This window comes from Kosakonia sp. HypNH10 (assembly GCF_029850615.1).
Lineage (GTDB): Bacteria > Pseudomonadota > Gammaproteobacteria > Enterobacterales > Enterobacteriaceae > Kosakonia > Kosakonia cowanii.
The window spans coordinates 14,385-38,845 of record NZ_JAOTIU010000005.1 but is presented as its reverse complement, the minus strand read 5'-3'; the positions used below and the strand labels follow the sequence as shown (position 1 = coordinate 38,845).

Sequence of the window (24,461 nt, the reverse complement as noted above, 5' to 3'; positions counted from 1 at the left end):
GCGTCGCAAAAATTAACCGTGTCGATTCTTGGCGAAGACAACGCGCGCCAGAATGTTCAACAGCAGTACGCAGAGCGTGATAATCAGCACCCCGGCCCAGGCCAGCTGCTGCCATTCGGCAAACGGGCTCATGGCGAATTTGAAAATCGTCACCGGCAGGTTAGCGATAGGCTGCATCATGTCGGTGCTCCAGAACTGGTTAGAGAGCGCCGTAAAGAGCAGCGGTGCCGTTTCACCCGCGATACGCGCTATCGCCAGCAGTACGCCGGTCATGATGCCGGAGACAGAGGCTTTCAGCGTAATCGCGGAGATCATCTTCCACTTCGGCGTGCCCAGCGCGTAAGCCGCTTCACGCAGGCTGTCCGGCACCAGTTTCAGCATGTTTTCCGTGGTACGAATGACAATCGGCACCTGCAGCAGCGCCAGCGCAATCACGCCTGCCCAGCCGGAGAAGTGCTGCATCTGCGCCACCACGATGGTGTAGACGAACAGGCCGACCACAATAGAGGGGGCGGAGAGCAAAATGTCGTTGATAAAACGGATAATCTCGGCGAGCCAGGATTTACGGCCATACTCCGCCAGGTAGATCCCCGCCATAATGCCCAGCGGCGTACCGATTACCGTCGCCCACAGGATCAGCAGGCCACTGCCCGCCAGGGCGTTCGCCAGACCACCGCCTGCGGTATTTGGCGGCGGGGTCGATTCGGTAAACAGCGCCAGCGACATGCCGTCGATACCGCGCGTCACGGTAGAGAAGAGGATCCACACCAGCCAGAAGAGGCCAAACACCATGGTCGCCATCGAGAGCGTCAGGGCGATACGGTTTTTCAACCGGCGGCGCGCCTGCATTTTGCGACGGGATTCAGCCAGCTCTGCGGTGTGCTGCATTTCAAGCGTAGCCATCAGCGTGCCCCCTCGTTTTTCGCCAGGCGCAGGATCATAAATTTCGAGATCGCCAGCACGATAAAGGTGATAACAAACAGAATCAGCCCCAGCTCCATCAGCGCCGCGACGTGCAGGCCCGATTCCGCTTCAGCAAACTCATTCGCCAGCGCGGAGGTGATGCTGTTGCCCGGCATATAGAGCGAGGCGCTGTCGAGCTGGTAGGTGTTGCCGATGATAAAGGTCACCGCCATGGTTTCACCCAGCGCGCGGCCGAGACCGAGCATGACGCCGCCTATCACCCCGTTTTTGGTAAACGGCAGCACGATGCGCCAGATCACCTCCCAGGTGGTGCAGCCGATGCCGTAAGCCGACTCTTTCATCATCACCGGGGTCTGTTCGAACACATCGCGCATCACCGCCGCAATGTAGGGGATGATCATAATCGCAAGGATCACCCCGGCGGCGAGGATACCAATACCGAACGCCGGGCCGGAGAAGAGGGCGCCGACAAACGGAATATTGGAGAGCACATTGCCGACCGGCTCCTGGAAGTAGGTCGCGAACAGCGGGGCGAAGATAAACAGCCCCCACATGCCGTAAACGATACTCGGGATCGCCGCCAGTAGTTCAATGGCGATACCCAGCGGGCGCTTCAGCCAGCCGGGCGAAAGTTCCGTCAGGAACAGCGCGATACCGAAGCTCACCGGCACGGCGATCAGCAGAGCGATAACAGAAGTCACGATGGTGCCGTAAATGGGCACCAGCGCGCCGTAAATTTCATTCGGCGCATCCCACTCTTTGGTCCACAGGAAGGAGAAACCAAATTTCTGGATGCTGGGCCAGGAGGAGAAAATCAGCGAAACGATAATGCCGCTCAGCAGCAATAGCACAATCAGCGCAGCCAGTCTTACCAGTGCGCTGAAGATCATGTCGCCTTTTTTACCCGGTGGGTTAAATGCCGGCTTGGTTGCAGCCATAAATTACTCTTCAGTTTGACGTCTTACGAAGTTGCCCGCAGGCGCTTGCGCTTACCGGGCCTACAGAGGATCTGTAAGGCGGATGGTGTAAGCGCCATCCGCCATGTTCTTCAAAAATCAGCGATTAGTAAACGGCTTTACCGCTGCTGTCTTTCACGTTGGTTTTCCATGCGGCGCGAACTTGTTCAACAACGCTGCTCGGCAGGGTTGCGTAGTCGAGATCGTTAGCCTGTTTGCCGCCGTTTTTGTACGCCCAGTCAAAGAACTTCAGCACTTCAGCGCCCTGCTCAGGTTTCGCCTGCTCTTTGTGTACCAGGATGAAGGTGGTGGAGGTGATTGGCCACACATCAGCACCTTTCTGGTTGGTCAGGTCTTGGGCGAAGGATTTGCTCCAGTCGATATCTTTTGCCGCGTTAGAGAAGCTCTCTTCGGTCGGGCTAACGGCTTTGCCATCGGCAGACATCAGTTTGGTGTAGGTCAGGTTGTTCTGTTTAGCGTAAGCGTACTCAACGTAACCGATTGAGCCCGGCAGACGCTGAACGAAAGCGGCGATGCCGTCGTTACCTTTACCGCCCAGACCGGTCGGCCAGTTAACGGTAGAGCCGGCACCGACTTTAGATTTCCACTCTTCGTTCACTTTCGCCAGGTAGCTGGTGAAGACGAATGAAGTACCGGAACCATCAGCGCGGCGAACCACGGCGATGTTCTGTGAAGGCAGTTTCAGGCCCGGGTTGAGTTTGGCGATAGCCGCGTCGTCCCATTTTTTGATTTTGCCAAGGTAGATATCGCCCAGTGTTTTACCGTCGAGAACCAGCTCGCCAGATTTAACGCCCGGTACGTTGATAGCCAGCACGATGCCGCCGATCACAGTCGGGAACTGGAACAGGCCTTCCTGGGAGAGTTTTTCGTCAGACAGCGGTGCATCGGATGCGCCGAAATCAACGGTTTTAGCAGTGATCTGCTTCACGCCACCGGAGGAGCCGATGCCCTGATAGTTGACCTTATTGCCCGTCTCTTTTTGGTAGGTATCAGCCCACTTGGCATACACCGGCGCAGGGAAAGTTGCGCCCGCACCAGTCAGGCTAGCTGCGGCATTTACAGCAAAAGCGCTCAGAGAAAAGGTCGCGGCGACAACAGTTGCGACAGTGGTACGCATAACGTTCATAATGTCTCCTGCAGGGATCGTAAATCGTTGTTTGAGTTGCTACTCGGAGCAAAATAGGACACTTTGATGACAGTTATATGCAACGATTGTTACTGTTTGATGACAGCGGCGGCTTTTCGCAGCACCAATATTTATTAGCTATAAAAATCAAAATATTAAGGTTAGATAACACCTTAACAATTCGCTGATGTTTTATTTTTATGACAATCCAAATGTAGCTGAAAAGGCGAGGCTGCTCGCCCTGACCGAATAAATTTTACGCAAAATCCCCGCCTCTACCACGCGCTTTCCCACGCGCTTCGCAATCATCCAATGCTGATTTTTTATCCTTCATCGCTACTGAAAAGAGGTAGGAGACAAAGCATGGTTTTCATATGTATATAGCGGTGTTGAACAGGCGTTGTTAACACCACTGAGTGGACACTAAGGATGAGTATGAACAGAACAATTGTTTTCGCGACAGGATTGCTAACGTTGTTACCCGCTACCTTCAGCCAGGCGGCAGATGAACCCGTATATTTCATGTCCAACCACTATTCGGGCGATACACTGATGACCTATGAACAGGGCTCGTCTGCCCAAGGAAAAACGTATATCTCACCGGCATCTGATCTCAGCGCAAGAACCCTTTCCGAGATCCAGCGCGATTACCCTAAGCAGCAGGATAAAATTAAGGGCATGGAAAGTGACCTTGAAAAGATGAGCCGCGAAAGGGATGAGCTGAAAAGAAGCAATGACGATCTCAGCCGCAAAGTCGATGATATGCAGCGCAGCATCAGCACCCTTGAGAAACAGCTTGCTGACCTGAGCCAGAAAGTAAAATAAGGTCTAAAGAGGTTGCCGCCTGGCAGCCTCTTTTTCATCCCGCATTACCCCGGGTTCGCCGACGACGCCTGCTTATCAAAAATAAACAGAATATGCTGGTCATCCAGGTACTTAATATCGACCTTCTGCCCTTTCTGCATTTTCGGCGAGTTGAACGCAGCAATAGTCTCTTTCCCCTCAACCGAGCGCGTCACGCTCCCATCATGAATCGCCAGCCGGTAACGGATATTTTGAGTGCCGTTATCATTAGAGCTGATATAGCTCACCTCTTCGATGGTGGCCTGCAGGTCGCGCCCCTGAGTCTGGATGCGGTGATCGCGATTAAACAGGTAAACGATGTAGGCGATCATCCCTACGATAAAGAGGACAGAAAAAGCGATCGCAATCTTCATACTCAATCCCTTACATAAACATCGTTAAGCCATGAACCGACGCCATGACCTGGCCATACTGCATCATCGCTTTGCCAAATGCGACGCGCCCTTCGTGCGAGGCTAAATCAAATGCCGATTTATCGAACTTCAGGCTCGTTAAACCTACCTTGCTTATCGCTGACAGGGTGAATGAAGAGCCTTCGGTAGCGACCTTGAGGGCGGTGAAATCAAAAGAGAAAAGCGATGCCGTCTCTTTATGATCTTTATATTCAAACGCATGCGGCGTCTTAATATGTACCTTCTCTGCGCTCTCAATGATGATCGTTTTCGGCGAATAGATTTTCGCCCCTTCGGCGACGGTCTGATCCCACCTACCGTTGATGGTGGCCGCGCTATTTCCCTCGATGGTCTGCGTCAGGTGTTGAGAAATCTGCTCTTGACGATCGCCGGTAATAGTCGAGGTGACGCCGCTATCAAAGGTATAGCTCACTAACGCAGTGACATGCTGTGAAGCCGCGCCTTCAATCTCCTCAACGCGTCCCCCTTTGATCGTCACCTTCTCCCCGCCGCTGGTGACGCTCTTCACGCGGCCATTGGTGACCGTCAGCTCTTCGCCATTATTCACCGTGCGCGTGTCCTTCTGCTCCACCAGCGTGGTGCGGGTAGCGTGGTATGTAAAATCCGCTTTTTTCGTCACCTCATCAGCAAGCTCACCCGACACCGTCAGGCTTCTGTTGCCGCCAATGGTGATCGCCTGGTTGTTCTCAACGGAGATATTCATATCCTTTTCGGCATGCATATCGACCCGCTCAACGCCGAGCTTATCTTCAAAGAGCAAATAGCTGGCGTTGTCACAGCTGCCAGTTTTCGAGCGCGTCATAAACCCCATTACCGTGGCGGCAGCGGGTAGCGCCCATGGAGGCATATTGGCATCGTTGTAGACGCGCCCGGTGACGATGGGCCGGTCGGGATCGCCATTAATAAAATCAATCACCACCTCATCGCCGACGCGCGGGATCTGCACGCCGCCGAATCCCTGGCCCGCCCACGCGCTGGAGACGCGCACCCAGCAGGAGCTGGTTTCATCACTCTTGCCGAGCCGATCCCAGTGGAATTTCACCTTGATACGGCCATATTTATCGGTCCATATCGTCTCCCCGGCGGGGCCAACAACGCGGGCAGTCTGCGGACCATAGGTGCGAGGCCAGGCGGTTCGCTGCTCCGGCCGCCAGACCAGCGACGCAGGAATAACGCTGAAGTTTATCAACCGCGAGCTGGCACCCTCATCACCGCTGGCATAGCGGTTCTCTTCAATGTGCAGTACGGTTTTTGTCACCAGATAACGCCCGTTATCCTGCGCAAACGGCGCATGGGTTAACTGGAAGGTATGACCGGCCGCAATGCCGCTTGCGGTGGCGGTGGCGGAAATCTGTTGATGATCAACCTGCCAGCGCTCCTGTTTGATGCGGGCATAATATTCGCCGTCATTTTGCTCAACAAAGCGACCGGGCCATTCGTAAACATCGATCTGGCCGGGCGAGGGCGAGGCGGGATTCTGCCGCGCCTGGAACAGCCAGGCGTTGGGCTTACGAAAATCATAATCTTCGGTGCTAAAAAGCCCTGGTGTGACGCGATCGTGCAGCGACCATTGGCTGATGCCTTCAAAATCAGCCACGCCGCCTGCGGCGGTTTGAATATAGGGGATCACCTCATAACCCGGCGCAGAGGGAAAAGCGGTACCGGCATCCGCCAGTACCAGAGTGTGGCTATCCGGCTGGTGGCGGAAATACCAGCTTATCCCCTCCAGCTCCATCAGCCGGCAGATGAAGTCCAGGCTGCTCTCCTGGTACTGCACGCAATATTCCCATACCCGGTAACTCTGCGTCAGCTGATCGTCTACTTTGACGCCCTGTTCGGACAACATCGTCTGCACAATCTGCGGGATGGTTTGCGCCTGAAAGATGCGCATATCGCGCGCCAGCCGCATTGGCCAGAGGTCGGACTCAACGCTGAGCTGATAGGCGGCATAACGCTCCCCCGAGAGCTCAACAGAGGAGACGGCAACGCTGGTCACTCTGCCATTGATATAACGCCTTACCGCGCCGCCCTGCGCAGGAATATCAATAGTGATGGGCTGCCCGAGGATTTGACTTCGGTCGATGCGGGCATCTTCACCCAATAGCGTGAGCGCATATTCAAAAGGCTCAGAGAGCGATTCACTGCCGGACATTTTCCAGAAAAGCAGGTCAGGCGCGGCAGCCAGGTTAACCGTAATACGAATTTGAGACATAAAAAAATCCGGTATGCTTTTTTAAGGAGCATATCCGGACTTATTTACACTACGGTTAACGTCACCCTCTCGATGAGCAGATGACGTTAGTTTAGGATTATTCCACCGTTACCGATTTTGCCAGGTTGCGCGGCTGGTCAACGTCGGTGCCTTTAATCAGCGCAACGTGATAGGCCAACAGTTGCAGCGGCACGGTGTAGAAGATCGGTGCAATCGTCTCTTCTACGTGCGGCATATCAATGATGTGCATGTTGTCGCTGCTGGTGAAACCGGCATCCTGATCGGCGAAGACATACAGCACGCCACCGCGGGCGCGCACTTCTTCGATGTTGGATTTCAGTTTTTCCAGCAGTTCGTTGTTCGGTGCAACCACGATAACCGGCATATCCGCGTCAATCAGCGCCAGCGGGCCATGTTTCAGCTCGCCTGCGGCGTAGGCTTCGGCGTGAATATAGGAGATCTCTTTCAGCTTCAGCGCGCCTTCCAGCGCGATCGGATACTGATCGCCGCGACCGAGGAACAGCGCGTGATGCTTGTCAGAGAAGTCCTCTGCCAGCGCTTCAATGCGTTTATCCTGCGACAGCATCTGCTCAATGCGGTTCGGCAACGCCTGCAAGCCGTGCACGATATCGTGCTCAATCGATGCATCCTGTCCTTTCAGGCGGCTCAGTTTCGCCACCAGCATCAGCAGCACCGTTAACTGGGTGGTGAAGGCTTTGGTTGAAGCAACACCGATTTCGGTACCGGCTTTGGTCATCATCGCCAGATCCGATTCACGCACTAGCGAAGAGCCCGGCACGTTACAGATTGCCAGTGACCCCAGGTAACCCAGATCTTTCGACAGACGCAGCGCTGCCAGCGTATCGGCCGTCTCACCGGACTGCGAAAGGGTGATCATCAGGCTGTTGCGACGCACGGCGGATTTGCGGTAGCGGAACTCTGAGGCAATCTCCACATCGCACGGCACGCCGGCCAGCGATTCAAACCAGTAGCGTGACACCATACCGGAGTTGTAAGAGGTACCGCAGGCGACGATCTGGATATGTTCGACTTTCGACAGCATTTCGTTCGCGTTCGGTCCCAGCTCGCTGAGATCGACTTCGCCATGGCTGATGCGGCCAGTCAGGGTATTTTTAATGGCGTTCGGCTGCTCGTAGATCTCTTTCTGCATATAGTGGCGATAGATACCTTTATCGCCCGCGTCGTACTGCAGACTGGATTCGATATCCGGGCGTTTGGTTTCCACGCCAGATTTATCAAATATCGTCACGCTCCGGCGGGTCACTTCCGCAATATCACCCTCTTCGAGGAAGATAAAACGACGGGTTACCGGCAGCAGAGCCAGCTGGTCAGAAGCGATAAAGTTTTCGCCCATGCCGAGACCGATAACCAGCGGGCTGCCGGAGCGCGCGGCCAGCAGGGTCTCAGGATGACGGGTATCCATAATCACCGTGCCGTAGGCACCGCGTAACTGCGGGATGGTGCGCAGTACCGCTTCACGCAGCGTACCGCCCTGTTCCAGCTCCCAGTGCACCAGGTGAGCAATCACTTCGGTGTCAGTTTCGGAGACAAACACATACCCGCGCGCTTTCAGCTCTTCGCGCAGCGGTTCATGGTTTTCAATGATGCCGTTATGCACGACAACGATATGTTCAGAAACGTGCGGATGCGCGTTTCCTTCCGACGGTTCGCCATGGGTCGCCCAGCGGGTGTGCGCGATACCGGTTCCGCCGTGCAGCGGATGATCTTCCGCCGCCTGCGACAGCATCTGCACTTTACCGAGGCGACGCAGACGGGTCATATGACCTTCGTTGTCGACGACTGCCAGACCGGCAGAGTCGTAGCCACGGTATTCGAGGCGACGTAAGCCCTCGAGAAGAATTTCTGCAACATCACGCTGCGCGACTGCGCCTACAATTCCACACATAGTTTTTGATTCCGATTTTGGCATTATGCCTTTTGTTGTCGGTCAACCTGTTTACACGTCGCGATCGGACCACCGTTGTGCGGTGCCGCGAATCATTCCGTGTACGTGTCCGCTTTGCGGACGCCCCGAGCCTTGTAGAGAGTGGGGTTATTGTTATTAGTTACTGCCTGGCGGGCGGAGGATTATCTTCCTCTCATCCCTGAATCTATGCCGGATAGCGCTGGGCATATCCGGTCTTATTGCTTTACTTCTTTTTCACCGGGCGTTGCCAGCCCTGCTTGTGCACCTGCGGCACACGGCTTAATACCAGCTCGTTTTCGGCGATATCGCGGGTAACGGTGGTACCAGCGGCGATGGTCGCCCCTTTGGCGACCGTCACCGGAGCCACCAGCTGCGTATCGGAGCCGACAAATACATCGTCGCCAATGATGGTTTTGAATTTATTAGCACCGTCGTAGTTGCAGGTAATCACCCCTGCGCCGACGTTAACGTTGTCGCCAATCTCCGCGTCGCCGAGGTAGGTCAGATGACCCGCTTTGGAGCCTTTGCCGAGACGCGCTTTTTTCATCTCGACGAAGTTGCCGACGTGCGCGCCGGCCAGCAGTTCTGCGCCCGGACGTAAACGCGCGAACGGTCCGATGGTGCAATCTGCTTCGAGGCGGGCATCTTCCACCACGCTGTAGGGGCTGATCTCGCAATCATCGCCAATCACGCAGTTCTTCAGGATCACGCCTGCGCCAATCTTCACGCGATTACCCAGCGTAACGTTGCCTTCAATGATGACGTTGGTGTCGATCTCAACATCGCGGCCATGAGAGAGCGTGCCGCGCAGATCGAAACGCGCCGGATCGCGCAGCATCACGCCTGCCAGCAGCAGTTTTTCTGCCTGTTCAGCCTGGTACGCGCGCTCGAGACGCGAAAGTTGCAGGCGGTTATTCACCCCTTCCACTTCGCTTAAGCGCTGCGGATGAACGGCGGCAATTTCACGCCCTTCGTGATAAGCCAGGCTGATAATGTCTGTGATGTAGTATTCACCCTGCGCATTATTATTGGTCAGCTTAGCGAGCCAGCGCTTCAGATCCGCGCCGTTGGCGATCAGAATGCCGGTGTTGATCTCATTAATCTGCCGCTGGGCTTCAGTGGCATCTTTCTGCTCAACGATGCCGGTGACCACGCCGTTTTCACGGGTAATGCGACCATAACCGGTCGGATCGTCGAGTTTAACGGTAAGTAGCCCAATGCCGCCCTGCGGTTTGGCTTCACGCAGGCGCTCAAGGGTCTCGACGGAGATCAGCGGCACATCGCCGTAGAGCATTAAAATATCTTCATCGTCAGCAAAGAAGGGCGCCGCCTGCTGCATGGCGTGACCGGTGCCGAGCTGTTCCGCTTGCAGCACCCAGTTAAGTTTGTCGTCTACGAGGCGCTGTTTAAGCAGTTCGCCACCGTGGCCGTATACGAGATGAACATGATCCGCACCCAATTTCGTAGCAGCATCAATGACATGCTGCACCATCGCTTTACCTGCAAGAGTATGCAGCACTTTGGGAAGATCGGAGTACATGCGTGTGCCTTTGCCAGCCGCAAGGATCACCACGCTCATTTTTGAGTTCAACATATTCGTCCTGACTATTATTTGGGAAAGAAGTTAACCTCTTTCATATTGAAAATACTACATATTTTGTAGCATGAAATGGAGTGCTGGTGAAACGTGCAACATTCCACGCCAGGCGCCCACTAACGCGCTTTTTATCGGCAGAGTAAAGCAGTTTACGGCCAGAAAGTCGCTCCATTTTTCACTGCTGCTCATTTATACAATGAGTTAGCTGTTATTTTTCATCCTGAATAAAGATCGCACAAAACAAAACGACGTTTTATTAAGCAAAGAGTGTGAGCTATAAAAAAGAAACACCGTTTCATATTGATGATAATCAACGGCAATTATCCATCAGGAGAATAAAATGAATTATAAAATACCTCTGGCCCTCGCGATATGCAGTTCTCTTGTCTGCGCCCCAACCTTTGCTGAACCCACGGCAGAGTGGAAAGCTATAGCTTTTGGCCAGTCGACCGATCTCAATTTCTCCTCAAACGTGCTTGCCGGAAAGATTGGCGTCAATGATGTGACGATTGCGGGTAAGAAGCTCACAGTCGAAACAATTGCCGATCTGTCGAAACCCATCACCCTTGAGAGCCGCGGCGGCAAAATTGCCAACGCCCATGATGGCCTCACCTTCTTCTATACAAAGCTGCCGGTCAGCAAAAACTTTACGCTGCAAGCGACCATCACCGTCGATCAGTTTGGCCCGGAAAATGGCGCAAAGCCTGCGGCACAAGAGGGCGCGGGCTTACTGGTGCGCGATGTGATCGGTCCCGCGCGCCAGCAGCCGCTGCAAGAGGGGTATGAAGAGTTTCCCGCCGCTTCCAATATGGTGATGAACGCCATTATGACGCAGGACAAAAAGGATAATTTCCGCGTCAAAATGCAGGCTATCAGCCGGGAAGGCATCACGCAGCCGTGGGGCAACGCTGGCGCGGCGATTGTCAAAACCAGCTATCAGGAAGAGGTCGATCTACGTAAGACACCGACTTTCCGGCTTAAGCTCGAGCGCACCGATAACGGTTTTATCACTAGCTGGGCACCCGCCGGGAGCGAGCAATGGGTCAGCCAGCAGATCCCACGCGCCGATCTCATTGCGGTACAGGACAAAGCATTTTATTACGTTGGTTTCTTCGCCTCGCGTAACGCGAAAATCACCGTTACCGACGCCTCGTTAACCACCTCTGAAGCCCACACGGTTGCTTCTGCGCCCTGGCAGCCGCCCGCGTTGCCGGTGGTGGTGCAAATCGCCTCTCCTGCGCAAAGCGGCAGTGAGAAATACCTGCTCCAGGCGCGGGCCAACTACGATGGCAGCTTCAGCGTGCGGGAAAATGAAGTGGTGATCGGTAATGAGAAACCAGTAAAAGCGGGCGAGATGTACACCCTGCCGACGCGGCTGAAGCAAAACACCACTTTTGCGCTCACCTTTACCCCAAAAGCGGAAGGTAAACCCGTGGTTCAACAGATCAAGGTTGAGAAAACCGACCCGGTAGCGCTGACGCTGCATGTTTCGCCGCAGGGTACGGCTCAGGGCGCCGGCACTGCCGCCGCACCGCTGGATATCGCCACGGCAATTCGCTTGCTGCCGCCGGGCGGTAAAATCGTGCTACAGGCTGGTGATTACCCCTATACCGAAATCCCGCTGACGGCGAGCGGTCTGCTCAAACAGCGCAAAACGCTGGAAGCGGAGGGGAAAGTGGTGATCCATGGCCTGCTGCTTGATGCCAGCTACTGGCGTATCAAAGGGATTGAGGTGACGGAGAAAAGCCTGCGCGTGCAGGGCAGCCATAACCTGATTGAAAAGGTGGTCGCCTGGCGTAACGACGACACCGGCATTCAGATCTCCTCCCCGGAGAAAATTGGCCGCGCGCTGTGGGCCAGCGATAACCGAGTAGTCGATTCAGAATCCTGGGGCAATGAAGATGCGGGCAAGATTAACGCCGACGGCTTTGCGGTGAAAATGCGCGTAGGGGAGGGGAACCGGCTGATCCGCTGCTACGCCCATGACAATATTGATGACGGCTTCGACCTGTTTAACAAGATTGAAGATGGTGCCAATGGGGTAGTGGTGATCGAGAATTCAATTGCCCGCAACAATACCAGCAACGGCTTTAAGCTTGGCGGGGAAGGGCAGCCGGTGGCGCATCAGATCCGTAACAGTAAAGCGGTGGGTAACCATCTGGATGGGTTTACCGATAACTTCAACCCAGGCAGGCTGGTGGTAGAGAACAATATTGCGGCTGATAACCAGCGCTTCAATTTTATCTTCCGGCCCAGCCCGTATGGCGACGCTTCAACGCAGGGCGTTTTTCGCGGCAACAAATCGGTGCGCAGCGCGCTGGGTCGCTATGACGATGCGGTGATCGGGAATATTGATAACACCAACTACTTTATCAGGCAGGGAAAGAGCGTGAACAGCGAAGGGAAGGAGCTGGAGAGCGCGGCGGTGGAGGCGGCCCTAAAGTGATAGCCCGATGGCGCTCGCTTCTCCAGGTGGAGTCAGCGCAGCGCCACACGGCATCACAGCAATCAGTGATTGAACGTGCCGAAAGAGACGTTCATGTTGCTGAACATAGCGATGATTTTGTTGATCAGTTTCATGATGGCTTCCTTTTTTGAATTTGGTTATGTGATGTACATCACAGAAAAGGAGTCTACGCCTCGCTGTTAAATCGATCAACATTTTTGTGACATTTATCACAAAATATTAAAACACCTTTTTAGTTTCATTTTTCCTGAAACGCAGCCATAAAAAAAGCCAGCCTGGAGACCAGACTGGCTTTTTAACGTTCAAGCCGGTGTTACATCGCTTTCTTCGTCAACTCGATAACACGCAGTTTCGCGATAGCTTTCGCCAGCTCTGCAGACGCCTGAGCGTAATCCACGTCACCGTGAGAGCCTTTAATGTGCTCTTCTGCTTTACGCTTCGCTTCCAGAGCTCGCGCTTCGTCGAGATCCTGGCCACGAATTGCTGTATCAGCCAGAACGGTCACGCTGCCAGGCTGCACTTCGAGAATGCCGCCGGACAGGTAGATAAACTCTTCATGACCGAACTGTTTAACGATGCGGATCATACCAGGCTTAATGGCGGTGAGCAGCGGTGCGTGACCCGGGAAAACACCCAGTTCACCTTCACTGCCCGTTACCTGGATTTTCTCGACCAGACCAGAGAACATCTGTTGCTCTGCGCTGACGACATCCAGGTGGTAAGTCATTGCCATATCACCCTCCGATTAAGGCGTTAAAGTTTTTTGGCTTTTTCCACGGCTTCGTCGATGGAACCGACCATGTAGAACGCCTGCTCCGGCAGGTGATCGTATTCGCCTTCCATGATGCCTTTAAAGCCACGGATGGTGTCTTTCAGGGAGACGTATTTACCCGGAGAACCGGTGAATACTTCCGCAACGAAGAACGGCTGGGAGAGGAAGCGCTGGATCTTACGAGCGCGAGCAACCACCAGTTTGTCTTCTTCAGACAGCTCATCCATACCGAGGATGGCGATGATATCTTTCAGTTCCTGATAACGCTGCAGCAGAGACTGTACGCCACGCGCGGTGTCGTAGTGCTCCTGGCCAACTACCAGCGGATCCAGCTGACGGCTGGTGGAATCCAGCGGGTCAACGGCCGGGTAGATACCCAGAGAAGCGATCTGACGGCTCAGTACCACGGTTGCGTCAAGGTGCGCAAAGGTGGTTGCCGGAGACGGGTCAGTCAAGTCATCCGCCGGTACGTATACCGCCTGAACGGAGGTGATAGAACCGGTTTTGGTAGAGGTGATACGTTCCTGCAGAACACCCATCTCTTCCGCCAGCGTCGGCTGGTAACCTACCGCTGAAGGCATACGGCCCAGCAGTGCGGATACTTCAGTACCGGCGAGGGTATAACGGTAGATGTTGTCGACGAACAGCAGAACGTCACGACCTTCGTCACGGAACTTCTCAGCCATGGTCAGGCCGGTCAGTGCAACGCGCAGACGGTTTCCCGGCGGCTCGTTCATCTGGCCGTACACCAGGGATACTTTATCCAGTACGTTGGAGTCGGTCATTTCGTGGTAGAAGTCGTTACCCTCACGAGTACGTTCACCCACGCCCGCAAACACAGAGTAACCGGAGTGCTCGATCGCGATGTTACGGATCAGCTCCATCATGTTTACGGTTTTACCTACACCCGCACCACCGAACAGACCGACTTTACCGCCCTTGGCGAACGGACACATCAGGTCGATTACTTTGATGCCGGTTTCCAGCAGTTCCTGAGAGCTGGAGAGCTCTTCATAGGATGGCGCAGAACGGTGGATAGCCCAACGCTCTTCTTCACCGATGTCGCCTTTCATGTCGATCGGCTGACCGAGCACGTTCATGATACGACCCAGTGTTGCTTTACCTACCGGGACTTCGATCGGGTGCTGGAGGTCTGTTACTTGCAGACCACGACGCAGACCGTCGGAAGAACCCATGGCGATGGTACGTACGATACCGCCGCCGAGCTGCTGCTGAACTTCCAGCACCAGCGTCTCGTTACCATTCTGAACCTCAAGAGCATCGTACACGCGCGGTACGGCATCCTGAGGGAATTCGACGTCAACCACGGCGCCGATTACCTGGACAATTTTTCCAGTAGCCATCATGAATCCTCTACGAATTAACCTGGTTATACCGCGGATGCACCACCGACGATCTCGGTGAGTTCCTGAGTAATGCTGGCCTGACGAGCTTTGTTGTATACCAACTGCAGCTCTTTAATCAGGCTGCCGCCATTGTCGGTCGCGGCTTTCATCGCCACCATACGTGCGGCCTGCTCGCTGGCCAGGTTTTCAACAACACCCTGATAAACCTGAGATTCAACATAACGGCGCAGGAGCGTATCCAGCAGCGCTTTTGGATCGGGTTCATACAGGTAATCCCAGGATTTATGCTTCAACTCTTCATCTTCTGCAGCCGGTAACGGCAGCAGCTGAGTGATGGTCGGAACCTGAGACATGGTGTTGATAAATTTATTGCTAACAATATAAAGCTTATCCAGACGACCTTCGTCGTAGGCCTGCAGCATGACTTTCACCGGGCCGATCAGTTCTGACAGGGACGGGTTATCACCCATACCGGTCACCTGAGCTACCACGTTGCCACCAACGGAATTGAAGAAAGAGACGCCTTTAGAGCCGATCATCGCGAGTTCGCTCTGAACGCCTTTATCGGACCATGCTTTCATATCCGCCAGCAGTTTTTTGAACAGGTTAATGTTCAAGCCACCGCACAGACCACGGTCGGTCGACACTACCAGGTAGCCCACGCGTTTTACATCGCGCTCTTCCAGGTAGGGGTGCTTATATTCCAGATTACCGTTCGCAAGGTGACCAATCACTTTGCGCATGGTATCTGCATAAGGACGGCTGGACGCCATGCGATCCTGCGATTTACGCATTTTGGAAGCGGCGACCATCTCCATCGCTTTAGTGATCTTTTGCGTGTTCTGGACGCTTGCGATCTTACTACGTATCTCTTTTGCGCCGGCCATGAGCTTCTCCTCAATGCCTTACGGCCTGCCCTAAGACAGGCCGCCAGACGTTACCAGGACTGGGTTGCTTTGAAGGAATCGAGGATGCCTTTCAGCTTGCCTTCGATTTCGTCGTTATAGCCACCGGACTGGTTGATCTCTTGCATCAGCGGAGCGTGTTCACGGTCAACGTACGCCAGCAGAGCGGCTTCGAAGCTACCGATTTTCGCCAGTTCCACATCTTCGAGGTAACCGCGTTCAGCCGCGAACAGCACCAGGCCCTGTTGTGCAACAGACATAGGGGCATACTGTTTCTGTTTCAGCAGCTCGGTCACTTTCTGACCGTGGCTCAGCTGTTTACGGGTTGCTTCGTCCAGATCGGATGCGAACTGAGAGAACGCCGCCAGCTCACGATACTGTGCCAGTGCGGTACGGATACCACCGGACAGTTTCTTGATGATCTTGGTCTGCGCTGCACCACCCACACGGGATACGGAGATACCCGGGTTAACCGCCGGACGAATACCGGAGTTAAACAGGTTGGTTTCCAGGAAGATCTGACCATCGGTAATCGAGATTACGTTGGTCGGAACGAACGCGGAAACGTCACCCGCCTGCGTTTCGATAATCGGCAGGGCAGTCAGGGAGCCGGTTTTACCTTTCACTTCACCTTTGGTGAAGTTCTCTACGTATTCCGCGTTTACGCGGGATGCGCGCTCCAGCAGGCGGGAGTGGAGGTAAAATACGTCGCCCGGGAACGCTTCACGTCCTGGCGGACGACGGAGCAGCAGGGAAACCTGACGGTAAGCAACGGCCTGTTTAGACAGGTCATCGTATACGATCAGCGCATCTTCACCGCGGTCACGGAAGTATTCGCCCATTGCGCAACCGGCATACGGCGCCAGGTATTGCAGTGCAGCGGATTCAGAGGCGGTTGCCACAACAACGATGGTGTTGGACAGTGCGCCGTGCTCTTCCAGTTTACGAACCACGTTAGCAATGGTGGACGCTTTCTGGCCGATGGCCACGTACACACATTTGATGCCGGAGTCGCGCTGGTTGATGATGGCGTCGATAGCCATCGCCGTTTTACCGGTCTGACGGTCGCCGATGATCAGCTCACGCTGACCACGACCGATTGGGATCATGGCGTCGACGGATTTGTAACCGGTCTGAACCGGCTGGTCGACGGACTGACGATCGATAACGCCCGGTGCGATAACTTCGATTGGCGAGAAGCCATCGTTATCAACCGGACCTTTACCGTCGATTGGCGCACCCAGGGTGTTCACCACACGACCCAGCAGGCCACGGCCAACCGGAACTTCAAGAATACGGCCAGTACATTTGACCTTCATGCCTTCGGCGAGGTCAGCGTACGGACCCATCACAACTGCACCTACGGAGTCGCGCTCCAGGTTCAGTGCGATAGCGTAACGGTTACCCGGCAGAGAAATCATCTCGCCCTGCATACAGTCGGCCAGGCCGTGGATGCGGATAACACCGTCGCTTACAGAAACAATAGTACCTTCGTTGTGAGCTTCACTCACAACACTGAACTGAGCAATGCGCTGCTTGATCAGTTCGCTGATTTCGGTGGAATTCAGTTGCATGCTCCAGTCCCCTTAAGACTGCAAGACGTCTGCAAGGCGCTCAAGACGGCCGCGTACGCTGCCATCAATGACCATATCACCCGCTCGGATGATTACGCCTGCCATTACAGACTTATCGATATTGCAATTCAGCTTCACTTTACGTGACAGACGTTTTTCCATCGCTGTGCTGATTTTCGCAAGCTGTTCTTCACTCAGTGCGGAGGCGGAAGTCACTTCGACTTCGGCGATAGCCTCGCTGGCCGCGCGCAATTGAATGAACTGCTCAAGAACATCAGGGAGCACCTTAAGACGACCGTTTTCGGCCATCACACGAATCAGGTTTTGGCCTTTTTCGTCCAGTTGCTCACCACATACGGCGATAAACGAGTCGGCGAGCGTTTCCGGTGCAATCGCACCAGAGAGCAGCTCGGCCATTTGTTCGTTTTTCGTCACCTCGGCGGCGAACGCCAGCATATCCTGCCAGCGGTCAACGCTTTGGGTTTCGACGGCAAAGTCAAAAGCTGCTTTGGCGTAGGGGCGAGCTACCGTTACAAATTCAGACATCAGCCCCTCCTCCTTACAGTTCAGCGACCAGTTTATTCACGATGTCGCTGTTAGCAGCTTCATCCACGGAACGCTCGATGATCTTCTCGGCGCCAGCAACAGCCAGCAGAGCCACTTGTTTACGCAGCTCTTCGCGAGCGCGTTTACGTTCGGCGTCAATTTCCGCCTGCGCCTGCGCCACGATTTTGTTACGTTCCTGCTCGGCTTCAGCTTTCGCTTCGTCCAGGATCTGAGCACGGCGTTTGTTCGCCTGTTCAATGATAACCTGAGCTTCAGCTTTCGCTTTTTTCAGCTGGTCGGTCGCATTGGCCTGTGCAAGATCCAGGTCCTTTTTGGCCCGTTCTGCGGAAGCGAGACCGTCAGCAATCTCTTTCTGACGTTTTTCGATGGCAGCAATCAACGGCGGCCATACATACTTCATGCAGAACAGAACGAACAGGACAAACGCGATGGCCTGGCCGAGGATTGTTGCGTTTAGATTCACAGCACAATGCCTCTTATCTGGTTAACGTTCTAAACAATTGCTTGAAAAGCAACCCTTACTACGCGACAGCAAACATCACGTACAGACCCAGACCCACAGCGATCATCGGGATTGCATCCACCAGACCCATAACGATAAAGAACTGAGTACGCAGCAGAGGAATCAGATCCGGCTGACGCGCAGCGCCTTCCAGGAATTTACCCCCGAGGATGCCGATACCGATCGCAGCACCGATCGCCGCCAGACCCATCATCACAGCGGCAGCCAAGTACAGCAGATCCATATTCAGGTTTTCCATGACAGTCTCCAGTTTGTTTCAGTTAAAACGTAGTAGTGTTGTTAAAAATCAGTGCTCTTCAGACGCCATCGACAGATAGACGATCGTCAGAACCATGAAGATAAAGGCTTGCAGCGTAATGATCAGGATGTGGAAAATGGCCCATGGCACATTCAGAATCCACTGTGACCACCACGGCAGAAGACCCGCGATCAGAATGAAAATCAACTCACCCGCGTACATGTTGCCGAACAGTCGCAGACCGAGAGAAACCGGTTTGGACAGCAGGCTCACGCCCTCAAGGATAAGGTTTACCGGAATAAATACCGGATGGTTGAACGGCTGGAGAGTCAGCTCTTTAGCGAAACCGCCAATACCCTTCATTTTGATGCTGTAGAACAGAATCAGGATAAACACGCCCAGTGCCATCGAGAGCGTGATGTTAACGTCAGCAGACGGCACCACACGCAGCGCAGGCAGACCGAACACATGCTCACCGATATACGGCAGCAGGTCGATAGGCAGCAAATCCATCAGGTTCATCAGGAATACCCAGACGAAAATCGTCAGGGCCAGTGGCGCGATAAGCTTGCTTTTGCCGTGGTACATGTCTTTGACGCTACCATTAACAAAACCAATCACCAGCTCGATCGCCGTCTGGAATTTCCCTGGTACGCCGCTGGTCGCTTTCTTCGCTACGCTACGGAACATCACCAGGAACAACAGACCCAGGACCACCGAGAAAAACATGGAGTCGATATTGAGCGTCCAGAACGTGGCCGGGGGGTTATGCGGATCCACCAGCGAGAAGGTACGCAAGTCAATCTGAAGGTTATTCAGATGGTGACCGATGTACTCCTGCGGTGTTGAAATTTCTCCTGCAGACATGATGCCTCTTACCCTTTGTTGTTAATTACAGCAGGTGCCAGTATCTGAACCACTAGCACCGAAACCCACGTGACTATCAGCGGCAAAAACACCGCCTTCAAAACTGCCAGCGCCACCACCAGTAACACGAATGTCAGTAACACCTTGAGCGCCTCACCGAAGGCGAAGGTCCAGGCCACACGGCCTTTAGAAGGTGTATTCGCCTGATGACGCCAGGCAAAAATCATAAACAACATATTCGGCAATAAGACTGCCATACCTCCGCTCACGGCGGAAATGCCCCAGAAGGGGTCTTTGAGGCTAAACAGCAATCCACTTGCCATTACTGCCAGAAACTGAATAAGCAGAAGCCTGCGAGCAACGTTTCGGCTAAAGAGCGACACAGACATAATCTTTCTTAACTCCTGCTCCCTTTGAGGTATGTCGCGTGTCGTATAAAACGTTCTTTACGGCCCGGAGTCAAGCATCAAAAAGCGGTCAAATTATACGGTGCGGCCTCGTGATTTCAAACAATAAGTAGCGAAAAGGTGAATAAATGTTTAAATATTTTTCCCGAGGTCTATTTTTAAACTTTTGCACAAACGATGAACCTTCGAGCAAAAGTGCAAATAACGCGAAAAACCCGGCGATAAAGCGTGCACCAGGTCACAAATTAAACATATATGCAGCCATCGTTTTAAAAGCACTCAGATTTTAAAGCTTTTCATCTTTATGAAAACAAAGCCGATTTATCACAACTCTTTTTAAAACACTCACCTCTACAACAAAAACCTTTGTTTGACATTTTTAATAATTATTTTACAAGTCGACTTGGTTTTGGCTGCCGATTTTTAGCGCCCTGATATTTTCATTGTTGATTATTCTGATGCTGAATGAAAAAAAGCGACGTTAAATGTCAGATAAATCCTGGTTAAATTTAAGTTAAATGTAACCGGAAGTATCACTCTTTTTCGTCGCCTTTTTTAACATTCATGCAACAGCATCAATGCAACATTTTTTGATAAAAATTAAACTTTGTTTGCTTTAACGATAACCAGATGGCGCTCGCCTTCCAGGTGCGGAACCTTTAATTCAATAATTGACTCCACGGCTAAGCCCGCGGGCAAGAGCGCGATCTCATCTTCCGGCAACTGCCCTTTCAGAGCATAAAAGCGTCCCGCGTCGCCCGGCAGGTGATGGCACCAGCTCACCATATCGTTCAGTGAAGCAAAAGCGCGGCTGATTACACCGTCAAAAGGCGGCTCAGCGGGGAAGTCCTCGACGCGGCTCTGCACCGGCTCGATATTAGTCAGCTTCAGCTCATGCTGCACCTGGCGCAGGAAGCGAACGCGCTTGCCGAGGCTGTCGAGCAGCGTGAAGTGGGATTCCGGACGCACGATGGAGAGCGGAATTCCCGGCAGGCCGGGGCCGGTGCCGACATCGATAAAACGCGTTCCCTGCAGATGCGGCGCGACGACGATGCTGTCGAGGATATGGCGCACCAGCATCTCGTTCGGGTCGCGAACCGAGGTGAGGTTGTAAGCTTTGTTCCACTTGTGCAGCATTTCAACATACGCCACCAGCTGCTGTTGTTGCTGATCGGACAGCGAAATGCCGGCTTCGGCCAGCAGACGAGAGAGTTTATTGAGCACAACGAATACCTGTTGAGAGACGAAATGGCGGATAGCGTGATGCTTATCCGCTTTTTAGCGTTATCAGGCCCGGCGTGCGGGCCTGAGTGATACGGTTATGCGCTGCGGCGCAGCATCCCTTGCTTCTTCAGCCACACCAGCAGAATCGAGATTGCCGCTGGCGTAATACCTGAGATCCGCGAAGCCTGACCGATGGAAGAGGGTTTGTGATCGTTAAGCTTCGCGATCACCTCATTCGACAGGCCGTTTACCTGGCGGTAATCAAGGGTCGCCGGCAGGATCGTATTCTCATTGCGCTGCTGCTTTTCGATCTCATCCTGCTGACGGGCGATGTAGCCTTCATACTTCACCTGGATTTCAACCTGCTCCGCAGCCTGCTTATCTTCTAAGCCCGGTGCGAACGGCGTCAACTGCACCAGCTGCTCGTAGGTCATCTCCGGGCGACGCAGCAGATCTTCACCGCTGGCTTCGCGCGACAACGGCGCGGTCAGCTGCGCGTTAACGATCGGCGCATGTTCAGAAGCCGGTGACACCCACTGGGATTTCAGACGCTGGCGTTCTCGCTCAATGCTTTCCAGTTTCTCGTTGAAGCGCGCCCAGCGCTCATCATCCACCAGACCCAGCTCGCGACCCGCTTCGGTCAGACGCAGATCGGCGTTATCTTCACGCAGCATCAGGCGATACTCCGCGCGGGAGGTAAACATGCGGTAGGGCTCTTTGGTGCCCAGCGTGCAGAGATCGTCCACCAGTACGCCCAGGTAAGCCTGATCGCGACGCGGTGCCCAACCCTCTTTATCCGCCGAGTAGCGCCCGGCGTTCAGACCTGCCAGCAGACCCTGCGCGGCAGCTTCTTCGTAACCGGTGGTGCCGTTGATCTGGCCAGCGAAGAAGAGGCCGTTGATATATTTACTCTCGAGCGTCGGTTTCAGATCGCGCGGGTCGAAGAAGTCATACTCAATGGCGTAGCCCGGACGAACAATCTTCGCGTTTTCCATCCCCTGCATCGAGCGGACGATTTGCATCTGCACATCGAACGGCAGGCTGGTAGAGATGCCGTTCGGGTAAATTTCGTTGGAGGTAAGTCCTTCCGGCTCAAGGAAGATCTGATGCTGGTTGCGATCGGCAAAGCGCATCACTTTATCTTCGATCGACGGGCAGTAGCGCGGGCCGATCCCTTCGATCACGCCGGCATACATCGGGCTGCGATCGAGATTATTGCGGATCACCTCATGGGTCTTTTCGTTGGTGTGCGTGATATAGCACGGCACCTGGCGCGGATGCTGTGCAGCATTGCCCATAAAAGAGAAGACCGGCATCGGATCGTCGCCGTGCTGCTGTGCCAGCACGCTGAAATCGATGGTGCGCGCATCAATTCGCGGCGGCGTACCGGTTTTCAGACGGCTGACGCGCAGCGGCAGTTCACGTAGACGGCGGGAGAGCGGGATCGACGGCGGATCGCCTGCGCGGCCACCGCTGTAGTTATCCAGCCCGATATGGATTTTGCCATCCAGGAAGGTGCCGACGGTCAGTACCACCGCTTTCGCGCGGAACTTCAGCCCCATCTGGGTCACGGCACCCACGACTTGATCGTTTTCGACGATCAGATCCTCAACCGCCTGCTGGAAGATCATCAGGTTCGGCTGGTTCTCCAGCGCAGTGCGTACTGCCTGGCGATAGAGCACGCGATCCGCCTGAGCACGGGTCGCCCGAACGGCAGGGCCTTTGCTTGCGTTTAGTATCCTAAACTGGATCCCGGCATGATCGATCGCTTTCGCCATCAGCCCGCCCAGTGCATCCACTTCTTTAACCAGGTGTCCTTTCCCAATACCGCCGATCGCCGGGTTGCAGCTCATCTGCCCCAGGGTGTCGATATTGTGTGTCAAAAGCAGAGTCTGCTGACCCATACGCGCTGCGGCCATCGCGGCCTCAGTGCCTGCATGACCCCCGCCAATGATGATGACGTCAAAAGGATCCGGATAAAACATGGTGGTATGCCTCGCCTGAGCGGTTAGAAAGTGAATTTGTGGCCGGGCCGTGGATTCTACTCAACTTTAGTCCAGTGAGAAAGACTCCGGATCCCGGCTATTAAAAAGAAGATCTTTATATAGAGAGATCTGTTCTATTGTGATCTCTTATTAGGATCGCGATGTCTTGTGGATAAGCCGGATCATCGCTTTAAGATCAGTTCATTAGGAAGGATCATTAACTGTGAATGATCGGTGATCCTGCAACGTATAAGCTGGGATCAAAAGGGCTAGTTATACACAGGGCGGATCGGTGAGCAGAGTTATTCATTGGATAACTACCGGTTAATAAGCGCTTTTAAGCCTAGTTATCCACTGCTGATCGCACGATCTTTACACAATATTGAGCAATTTAATCCAGGATCCCAGCCACTCTTCGGCCGGATCCTCCGGAATATCGTGATCGAGGATGTTGATCTTCAGCGTTTCACCGATCTGTTTGGCACCGTTTTTCTTCAGCCCGGCTTCCATTTTTTCGATCGCCTGACAGAAAGTGTCATATTCACGGCTGCCGATACCGATCGCACCAAAACGAATCTGCGACAGATCCGGGTTCTGCTCATTAAGCTCTTCATACATTGGCAGCAGGTTGTCCGGGATATCGCCCGCGCCGTGGGTGGAAGTGACCACCAGCCAGAGCCCCTGCTGCGGCAAATCCTCTAATAACGGTCCATGGAACGTAAAGGTGTTGAACCCTGCTTCCTCCAGCTTTTCAGCCAGATGTTCTGCCACGTATTCCGCACCGCCAAGGGTGCTGCCGCTAATAAGAGTAATGTCTGCCATGAACCCGCTCCGTTTTAGTCGCCCTGCGACGACAAAGTGGGGCGTATTGTACGCTGTGAATGAGCTGGGATCTACCTGTGGACAATGCGGGTATTGATCGTGGATGAAAACGCCCGGTTACGGACGGATCGTGCGCATGATGGGGTTTTGCAACGAGATCAATGTCTCGGTGGACTGGATCTCATCAATAGTCTGGATCTTGTTGATAAGTACCTGTTGCAGCGCGTCGATCGAGCGGCACATCACTTTAATAAATATGCTGTAGTGCCCGGTGGTGTAGTAGGCTTCGGTCACCTCTTCGAGGCTCTCCAGTTTTGCCAGTGCCGAAGGGTAATCTTTGGCGCTCTTCAAAATGATGCCGATAAAGCAGCAAACATCGTAACCGAGTTGCTTCGGGCTGACGTCGATGCGCGCGCCGGTGATAATACCCGCCTGCTTCATCTTCTCTACCCGCACATGAATGGTGCCTGGGCTTACGCCGAACTGTTTCGCCAGTTCAGCATATGCCGTACGGGCATTGGTCATTAAGGCCTCAAGGATGCCGCGATCCAGATTGTCGATCTGATAATTTTCCATACGTTTTTCTTATGTAGATTAATGATTCATTCTATTTTAGCCGGCTATTTTAGCGATTCAAAAGCCCGTTAGCCTTTTTAATTGTGGATTATTGAACTGACGCCTG

At 53.9% G+C, this 24,461-nt stretch carries 22 protein-coding genes; 2 read left to right on the top strand and 20 right to left on the bottom strand.

The features are described 5' to 3' along the window. Positions 1-12 precede the first annotated feature (12 nt). The 3 genes from pstA to pstS form a co-directional block, all read right to left on the bottom strand. Positions 13-903 (bottom strand): phosphate ABC transporter permease PstA, encoded by an 891-nt coding sequence (gene pstA / locus N7V53_RS15405; RefSeq protein WP_076769286.1) that lies wholly within the window; start codon positions 901-903, stop codon positions 13-15. Continuing rightward, positions 903-1,862, bottom strand: a complete 960-nt coding sequence (gene pstC / locus N7V53_RS15400) for a phosphate ABC transporter permease PstC (protein WP_076769285.1) — start codon at positions 1,860-1,862, stop codon at positions 903-905. Before pstC ends, pstA begins: the two co-directional genes overlap by 1 nt. Positions 1,863-1,986: 124 nt before the next feature. Further along, positions 1,987-3,027 carry a phosphate ABC transporter substrate-binding protein PstS gene (pstS, locus tag N7V53_RS15395; protein ID WP_124971159.1) on the bottom strand — a complete coding sequence of 347 codons (1,041 nt, stop codon included), beginning with the start codon at positions 3,025-3,027 and terminating at the stop codon, positions 1,987-1,989. Positions 3,028-3,462: 435 nt separating this feature from the next. Between pstS and N7V53_RS15390 the strand changes: the two genes are divergently transcribed. Beyond that, positions 3,463-3,852, top strand: a complete 390-nt coding sequence (locus N7V53_RS15390) for a hypothetical protein (protein ID WP_128483958.1) — start codon at positions 3,463-3,465, stop codon at positions 3,850-3,852. A 44-nt stretch (positions 3,853-3,896) separates the two neighbouring features. Here N7V53_RS15390 and N7V53_RS15385 read toward each other — a convergent pair whose 3' ends face one another. The 4 genes from N7V53_RS15385 to glmU all read right to left on the bottom strand — a co-directional run bounded on the left by N7V53_RS15385 (position 3,897) and on the right by glmU (position 10,058). Next, positions 3,897-4,244: a hypothetical protein gene (locus N7V53_RS15385; RefSeq protein WP_279793900.1), complete on the bottom strand. Its 348-nt coding sequence runs from the start codon at positions 4,242-4,244 to the stop codon at positions 3,897-3,899. A 10-nt stretch (positions 4,245-4,254) separates the two neighbouring features. Then, complete coding sequence (gene tssI, locus N7V53_RS15380; protein ID WP_279793899.1) at positions 4,255-6,516, bottom strand: type VI secretion system tip protein TssI/VgrG; 2,262 nt, start codon at positions 6,514-6,516, stop codon at positions 4,255-4,257. A gap of 97 nt (positions 6,517-6,613) precedes the next feature. Then, positions 6,614-8,443, bottom strand: a complete 1,830-nt coding sequence (gene glmS / locus N7V53_RS15375; RefSeq protein ID WP_270221847.1) for a glutamine--fructose-6-phosphate transaminase (isomerizing) — start codon at positions 8,441-8,443, stop codon at positions 6,614-6,616. Between the two features lie 244 nt (positions 8,444-8,687). Continuing rightward, positions 8,688-10,058 (bottom strand): bifunctional UDP-N-acetylglucosamine diphosphorylase/glucosamine-1-phosphate N-acetyltransferase GlmU, encoded by a 1,371-nt coding sequence (gene glmU, locus N7V53_RS15370; protein WP_124971076.1) that lies wholly within the window; start codon positions 10,056-10,058, stop codon positions 8,688-8,690. Positions 10,059-10,401: 343 nt separating this feature from the next. Between glmU and N7V53_RS15365 the strand changes: the two genes are divergently transcribed. Continuing rightward, positions 10,402-12,507, top strand: coding sequence for a right-handed parallel beta-helix repeat-containing protein (locus N7V53_RS15365; RefSeq protein WP_279793898.1), 2,106 nt, complete (start codon positions 10,402-10,404; stop codon positions 12,505-12,507). 334 nt (positions 12,508-12,841) lie between these two features. Here the strand turns inward: N7V53_RS15365 and N7V53_RS15360 are convergent, their stop codons facing one another. The 13 genes from N7V53_RS15360 to asnC all read right to left on the bottom strand — a co-directional run bounded on the left by N7V53_RS15360 (position 12,842) and on the right by asnC (position 24,355). Continuing rightward, positions 12,842-13,261, bottom strand: coding sequence for a F0F1 ATP synthase subunit epsilon (locus N7V53_RS15360; protein WP_042714842.1), 420 nt, complete (start codon positions 13,259-13,261; stop codon positions 12,842-12,844). Positions 13,262-13,281: 20 nt separating this feature from the next. After that, positions 13,282-14,664 carry a F0F1 ATP synthase subunit beta gene (gene atpD, locus N7V53_RS15355; protein ID WP_124971070.1) on the bottom strand — a complete coding sequence of 461 codons (1,383 nt, stop codon included), beginning with the start codon at positions 14,662-14,664 and terminating at the stop codon, positions 13,282-13,284. Between the two features lie 26 nt (positions 14,665-14,690). Beyond that, a complete protein-coding gene (atpG, locus tag N7V53_RS15350) occupies positions 14,691-15,554 on the bottom strand; it encodes a F0F1 ATP synthase subunit gamma (protein WP_124971067.1) in 864 nt (287 codons plus the stop codon). A gap of 50 nt (positions 15,555-15,604) precedes the next feature. Next, positions 15,605-17,146: a F0F1 ATP synthase subunit alpha gene (gene atpA, locus N7V53_RS15345; RefSeq protein ID WP_042714836.1), complete on the bottom strand. Its 1,542-nt coding sequence runs from the start codon at positions 17,144-17,146 to the stop codon at positions 15,605-15,607. A gap of 12 nt (positions 17,147-17,158) precedes the next feature. Continuing rightward, the gene (gene atpH, locus N7V53_RS15340; protein WP_042714834.1) at positions 17,159-17,692 is read right to left on the bottom strand and encodes a F0F1 ATP synthase subunit delta; all 534 of its coding nucleotides are present in this window, start codon (positions 17,690-17,692) and stop codon (positions 17,159-17,161) included. Positions 17,693-17,705: 13 nt separating this feature from the next. Continuing rightward, entirely contained in the window at positions 17,706-18,176 is a 471-nt protein-coding gene (atpF, locus tag N7V53_RS15335) for a F0F1 ATP synthase subunit B (RefSeq protein WP_042714832.1), read from the bottom strand. Between the two features lie 58 nt (positions 18,177-18,234). After that, positions 18,235-18,474 (bottom strand): F0F1 ATP synthase subunit C, encoded by a 240-nt coding sequence (gene atpE, locus N7V53_RS15330; RefSeq protein WP_007369368.1) that lies wholly within the window; start codon positions 18,472-18,474, stop codon positions 18,235-18,237. A 48-nt stretch (positions 18,475-18,522) separates the two neighbouring features. Continuing rightward, positions 18,523-19,341, bottom strand: coding sequence for a F0F1 ATP synthase subunit A (gene atpB / locus N7V53_RS15325; RefSeq protein ID WP_076769280.1), 819 nt, complete (start codon positions 19,339-19,341; stop codon positions 18,523-18,525). Positions 19,342-19,349: 8 nt separating this feature from the next. Further along, a complete protein-coding gene (atpI, locus tag N7V53_RS15320) occupies positions 19,350-19,730 on the bottom strand; it encodes a F0F1 ATP synthase subunit I (RefSeq protein ID WP_124971064.1) in 381 nt (126 codons plus the stop codon). Between the two features lie 618 nt (positions 19,731-20,348). Beyond that, complete coding sequence (gene rsmG / locus N7V53_RS15315; RefSeq protein ID WP_279793894.1) at positions 20,349-20,972, bottom strand: 16S rRNA (guanine(527)-N(7))-methyltransferase RsmG; 624 nt, start codon at positions 20,970-20,972, stop codon at positions 20,349-20,351. A 95-nt stretch (positions 20,973-21,067) separates the two neighbouring features. Beyond that, positions 21,068-22,957, bottom strand: a complete 1,890-nt coding sequence (gene mnmG, locus N7V53_RS15310) for a tRNA uridine-5-carboxymethylaminomethyl(34) synthesis enzyme MnmG (RefSeq protein WP_094422635.1) — start codon at positions 22,955-22,957, stop codon at positions 21,068-21,070. 372 nt (positions 22,958-23,329) lie between these two features. Continuing rightward, positions 23,330-23,779: an FMN-binding protein MioC gene (gene mioC / locus N7V53_RS15305; RefSeq protein WP_279793893.1), complete on the bottom strand. Its 450-nt coding sequence runs from the start codon at positions 23,777-23,779 to the stop codon at positions 23,330-23,332. A 117-nt stretch (positions 23,780-23,896) separates the two neighbouring features. Further along, positions 23,897-24,355, bottom strand: coding sequence for a transcriptional regulator AsnC (gene asnC, locus N7V53_RS15300; protein WP_279793891.1), 459 nt, complete (start codon positions 24,353-24,355; stop codon positions 23,897-23,899). Positions 24,356-24,461: the final 106 nt, after the last annotated feature.

What these genes read in the sequence shown, in the direction of transcription:
- pstA (WP_076769286.1), bottom strand. Translation starts at nt 903, where the DNA reads ATGGCTACGCTTGAAATGCAGCACACCGCAGAGCTGGCTGAATCCCGT.
- pstC (WP_076769285.1), bottom strand. Translation starts at nt 1,862, where the DNA reads ATGGCTGCAACCAAGCCGGCATTTAACCCACCGGGTAAAAAAGGCGAC.
- pstS (WP_124971159.1), bottom strand. Translation starts at nt 3,027, where the DNA reads ATGAACGTTATGCGTACCACTGTCGCAACTGTTGTCGCCGCGACCTTT.
- N7V53_RS15390 (WP_128483958.1), top strand. Translation starts at nt 3,463, where the DNA reads ATGAACAGAACAATTGTTTTCGCGACAGGATTGCTAACGTTGTTACCC.
- N7V53_RS15385 (WP_279793900.1), bottom strand. Translation starts at nt 4,244, where the DNA reads ATGAAGATTGCGATCGCTTTTTCTGTCCTCTTTATCGTAGGGATGATC.
- tssI (WP_279793899.1), bottom strand. Translation starts at nt 6,516, where the DNA reads ATGTCTCAAATTCGTATTACGGTTAACCTGGCTGCCGCGCCTGACCTG.
- glmS (WP_270221847.1), bottom strand. Translation starts at nt 8,443, where the DNA reads ATGTGTGGAATTGTAGGCGCAGTCGCGCAGCGTGATGTTGCAGAAATT.
- glmU (WP_124971076.1), bottom strand. Translation starts at nt 10,058, where the DNA reads ATGTTGAACTCAAAAATGAGCGTGGTGATCCTTGCGGCTGGCAAAGGC.
- N7V53_RS15365 (WP_279793898.1), top strand. Translation starts at nt 10,402, where the DNA reads ATGAATTATAAAATACCTCTGGCCCTCGCGATATGCAGTTCTCTTGTC.
- N7V53_RS15360 (WP_042714842.1), bottom strand. Translation starts at nt 13,261, where the DNA reads ATGGCAATGACTTACCACCTGGATGTCGTCAGCGCAGAGCAACAGATG.
- atpD (WP_124971070.1), bottom strand. Translation starts at nt 14,664, where the DNA reads ATGGCTACTGGAAAAATTGTCCAGGTAATCGGCGCCGTGGTTGACGTC.
- atpG (WP_124971067.1), bottom strand. Translation starts at nt 15,554, where the DNA reads ATGGCCGGCGCAAAAGAGATACGTAGTAAGATCGCAAGCGTCCAGAAC.
- atpA (WP_042714836.1), bottom strand. Translation starts at nt 17,146, where the DNA reads ATGCAACTGAATTCCACCGAAATCAGCGAACTGATCAAGCAGCGCATT.
- atpH (WP_042714834.1), bottom strand. Translation starts at nt 17,692, where the DNA reads ATGTCTGAATTTGTAACGGTAGCTCGCCCCTACGCCAAAGCAGCTTTT.
- atpE (WP_007369368.1), bottom strand. Translation starts at nt 18,474, where the DNA reads ATGGAAAACCTGAATATGGATCTGCTGTACTTGGCTGCCGCTGTGATG.
- atpB (WP_076769280.1), bottom strand. Translation starts at nt 19,341, where the DNA reads ATGTCTGCAGGAGAAATTTCAACACCGCAGGAGTACATCGGTCACCAT.
- atpI (WP_124971064.1), bottom strand. Translation starts at nt 19,730, where the DNA reads ATGTCTGTGTCGCTCTTTAGCCGAAACGTTGCTCGCAGGCTTCTGCTT.
- mnmG (WP_094422635.1), bottom strand. Translation starts at nt 22,957, where the DNA reads ATGTTTTATCCGGATCCTTTTGACGTCATCATCATTGGCGGGGGTCAT.
- mioC (WP_279793893.1), bottom strand. Translation starts at nt 23,779, where the DNA reads ATGGCAGACATTACTCTTATTAGCGGCAGCACCCTTGGCGGTGCGGAA.
- asnC (WP_279793891.1), bottom strand. Translation starts at nt 24,355, where the DNA reads ATGGAAAATTATCAGATCGACAATCTGGATCGCGGCATCCTTGAGGCC.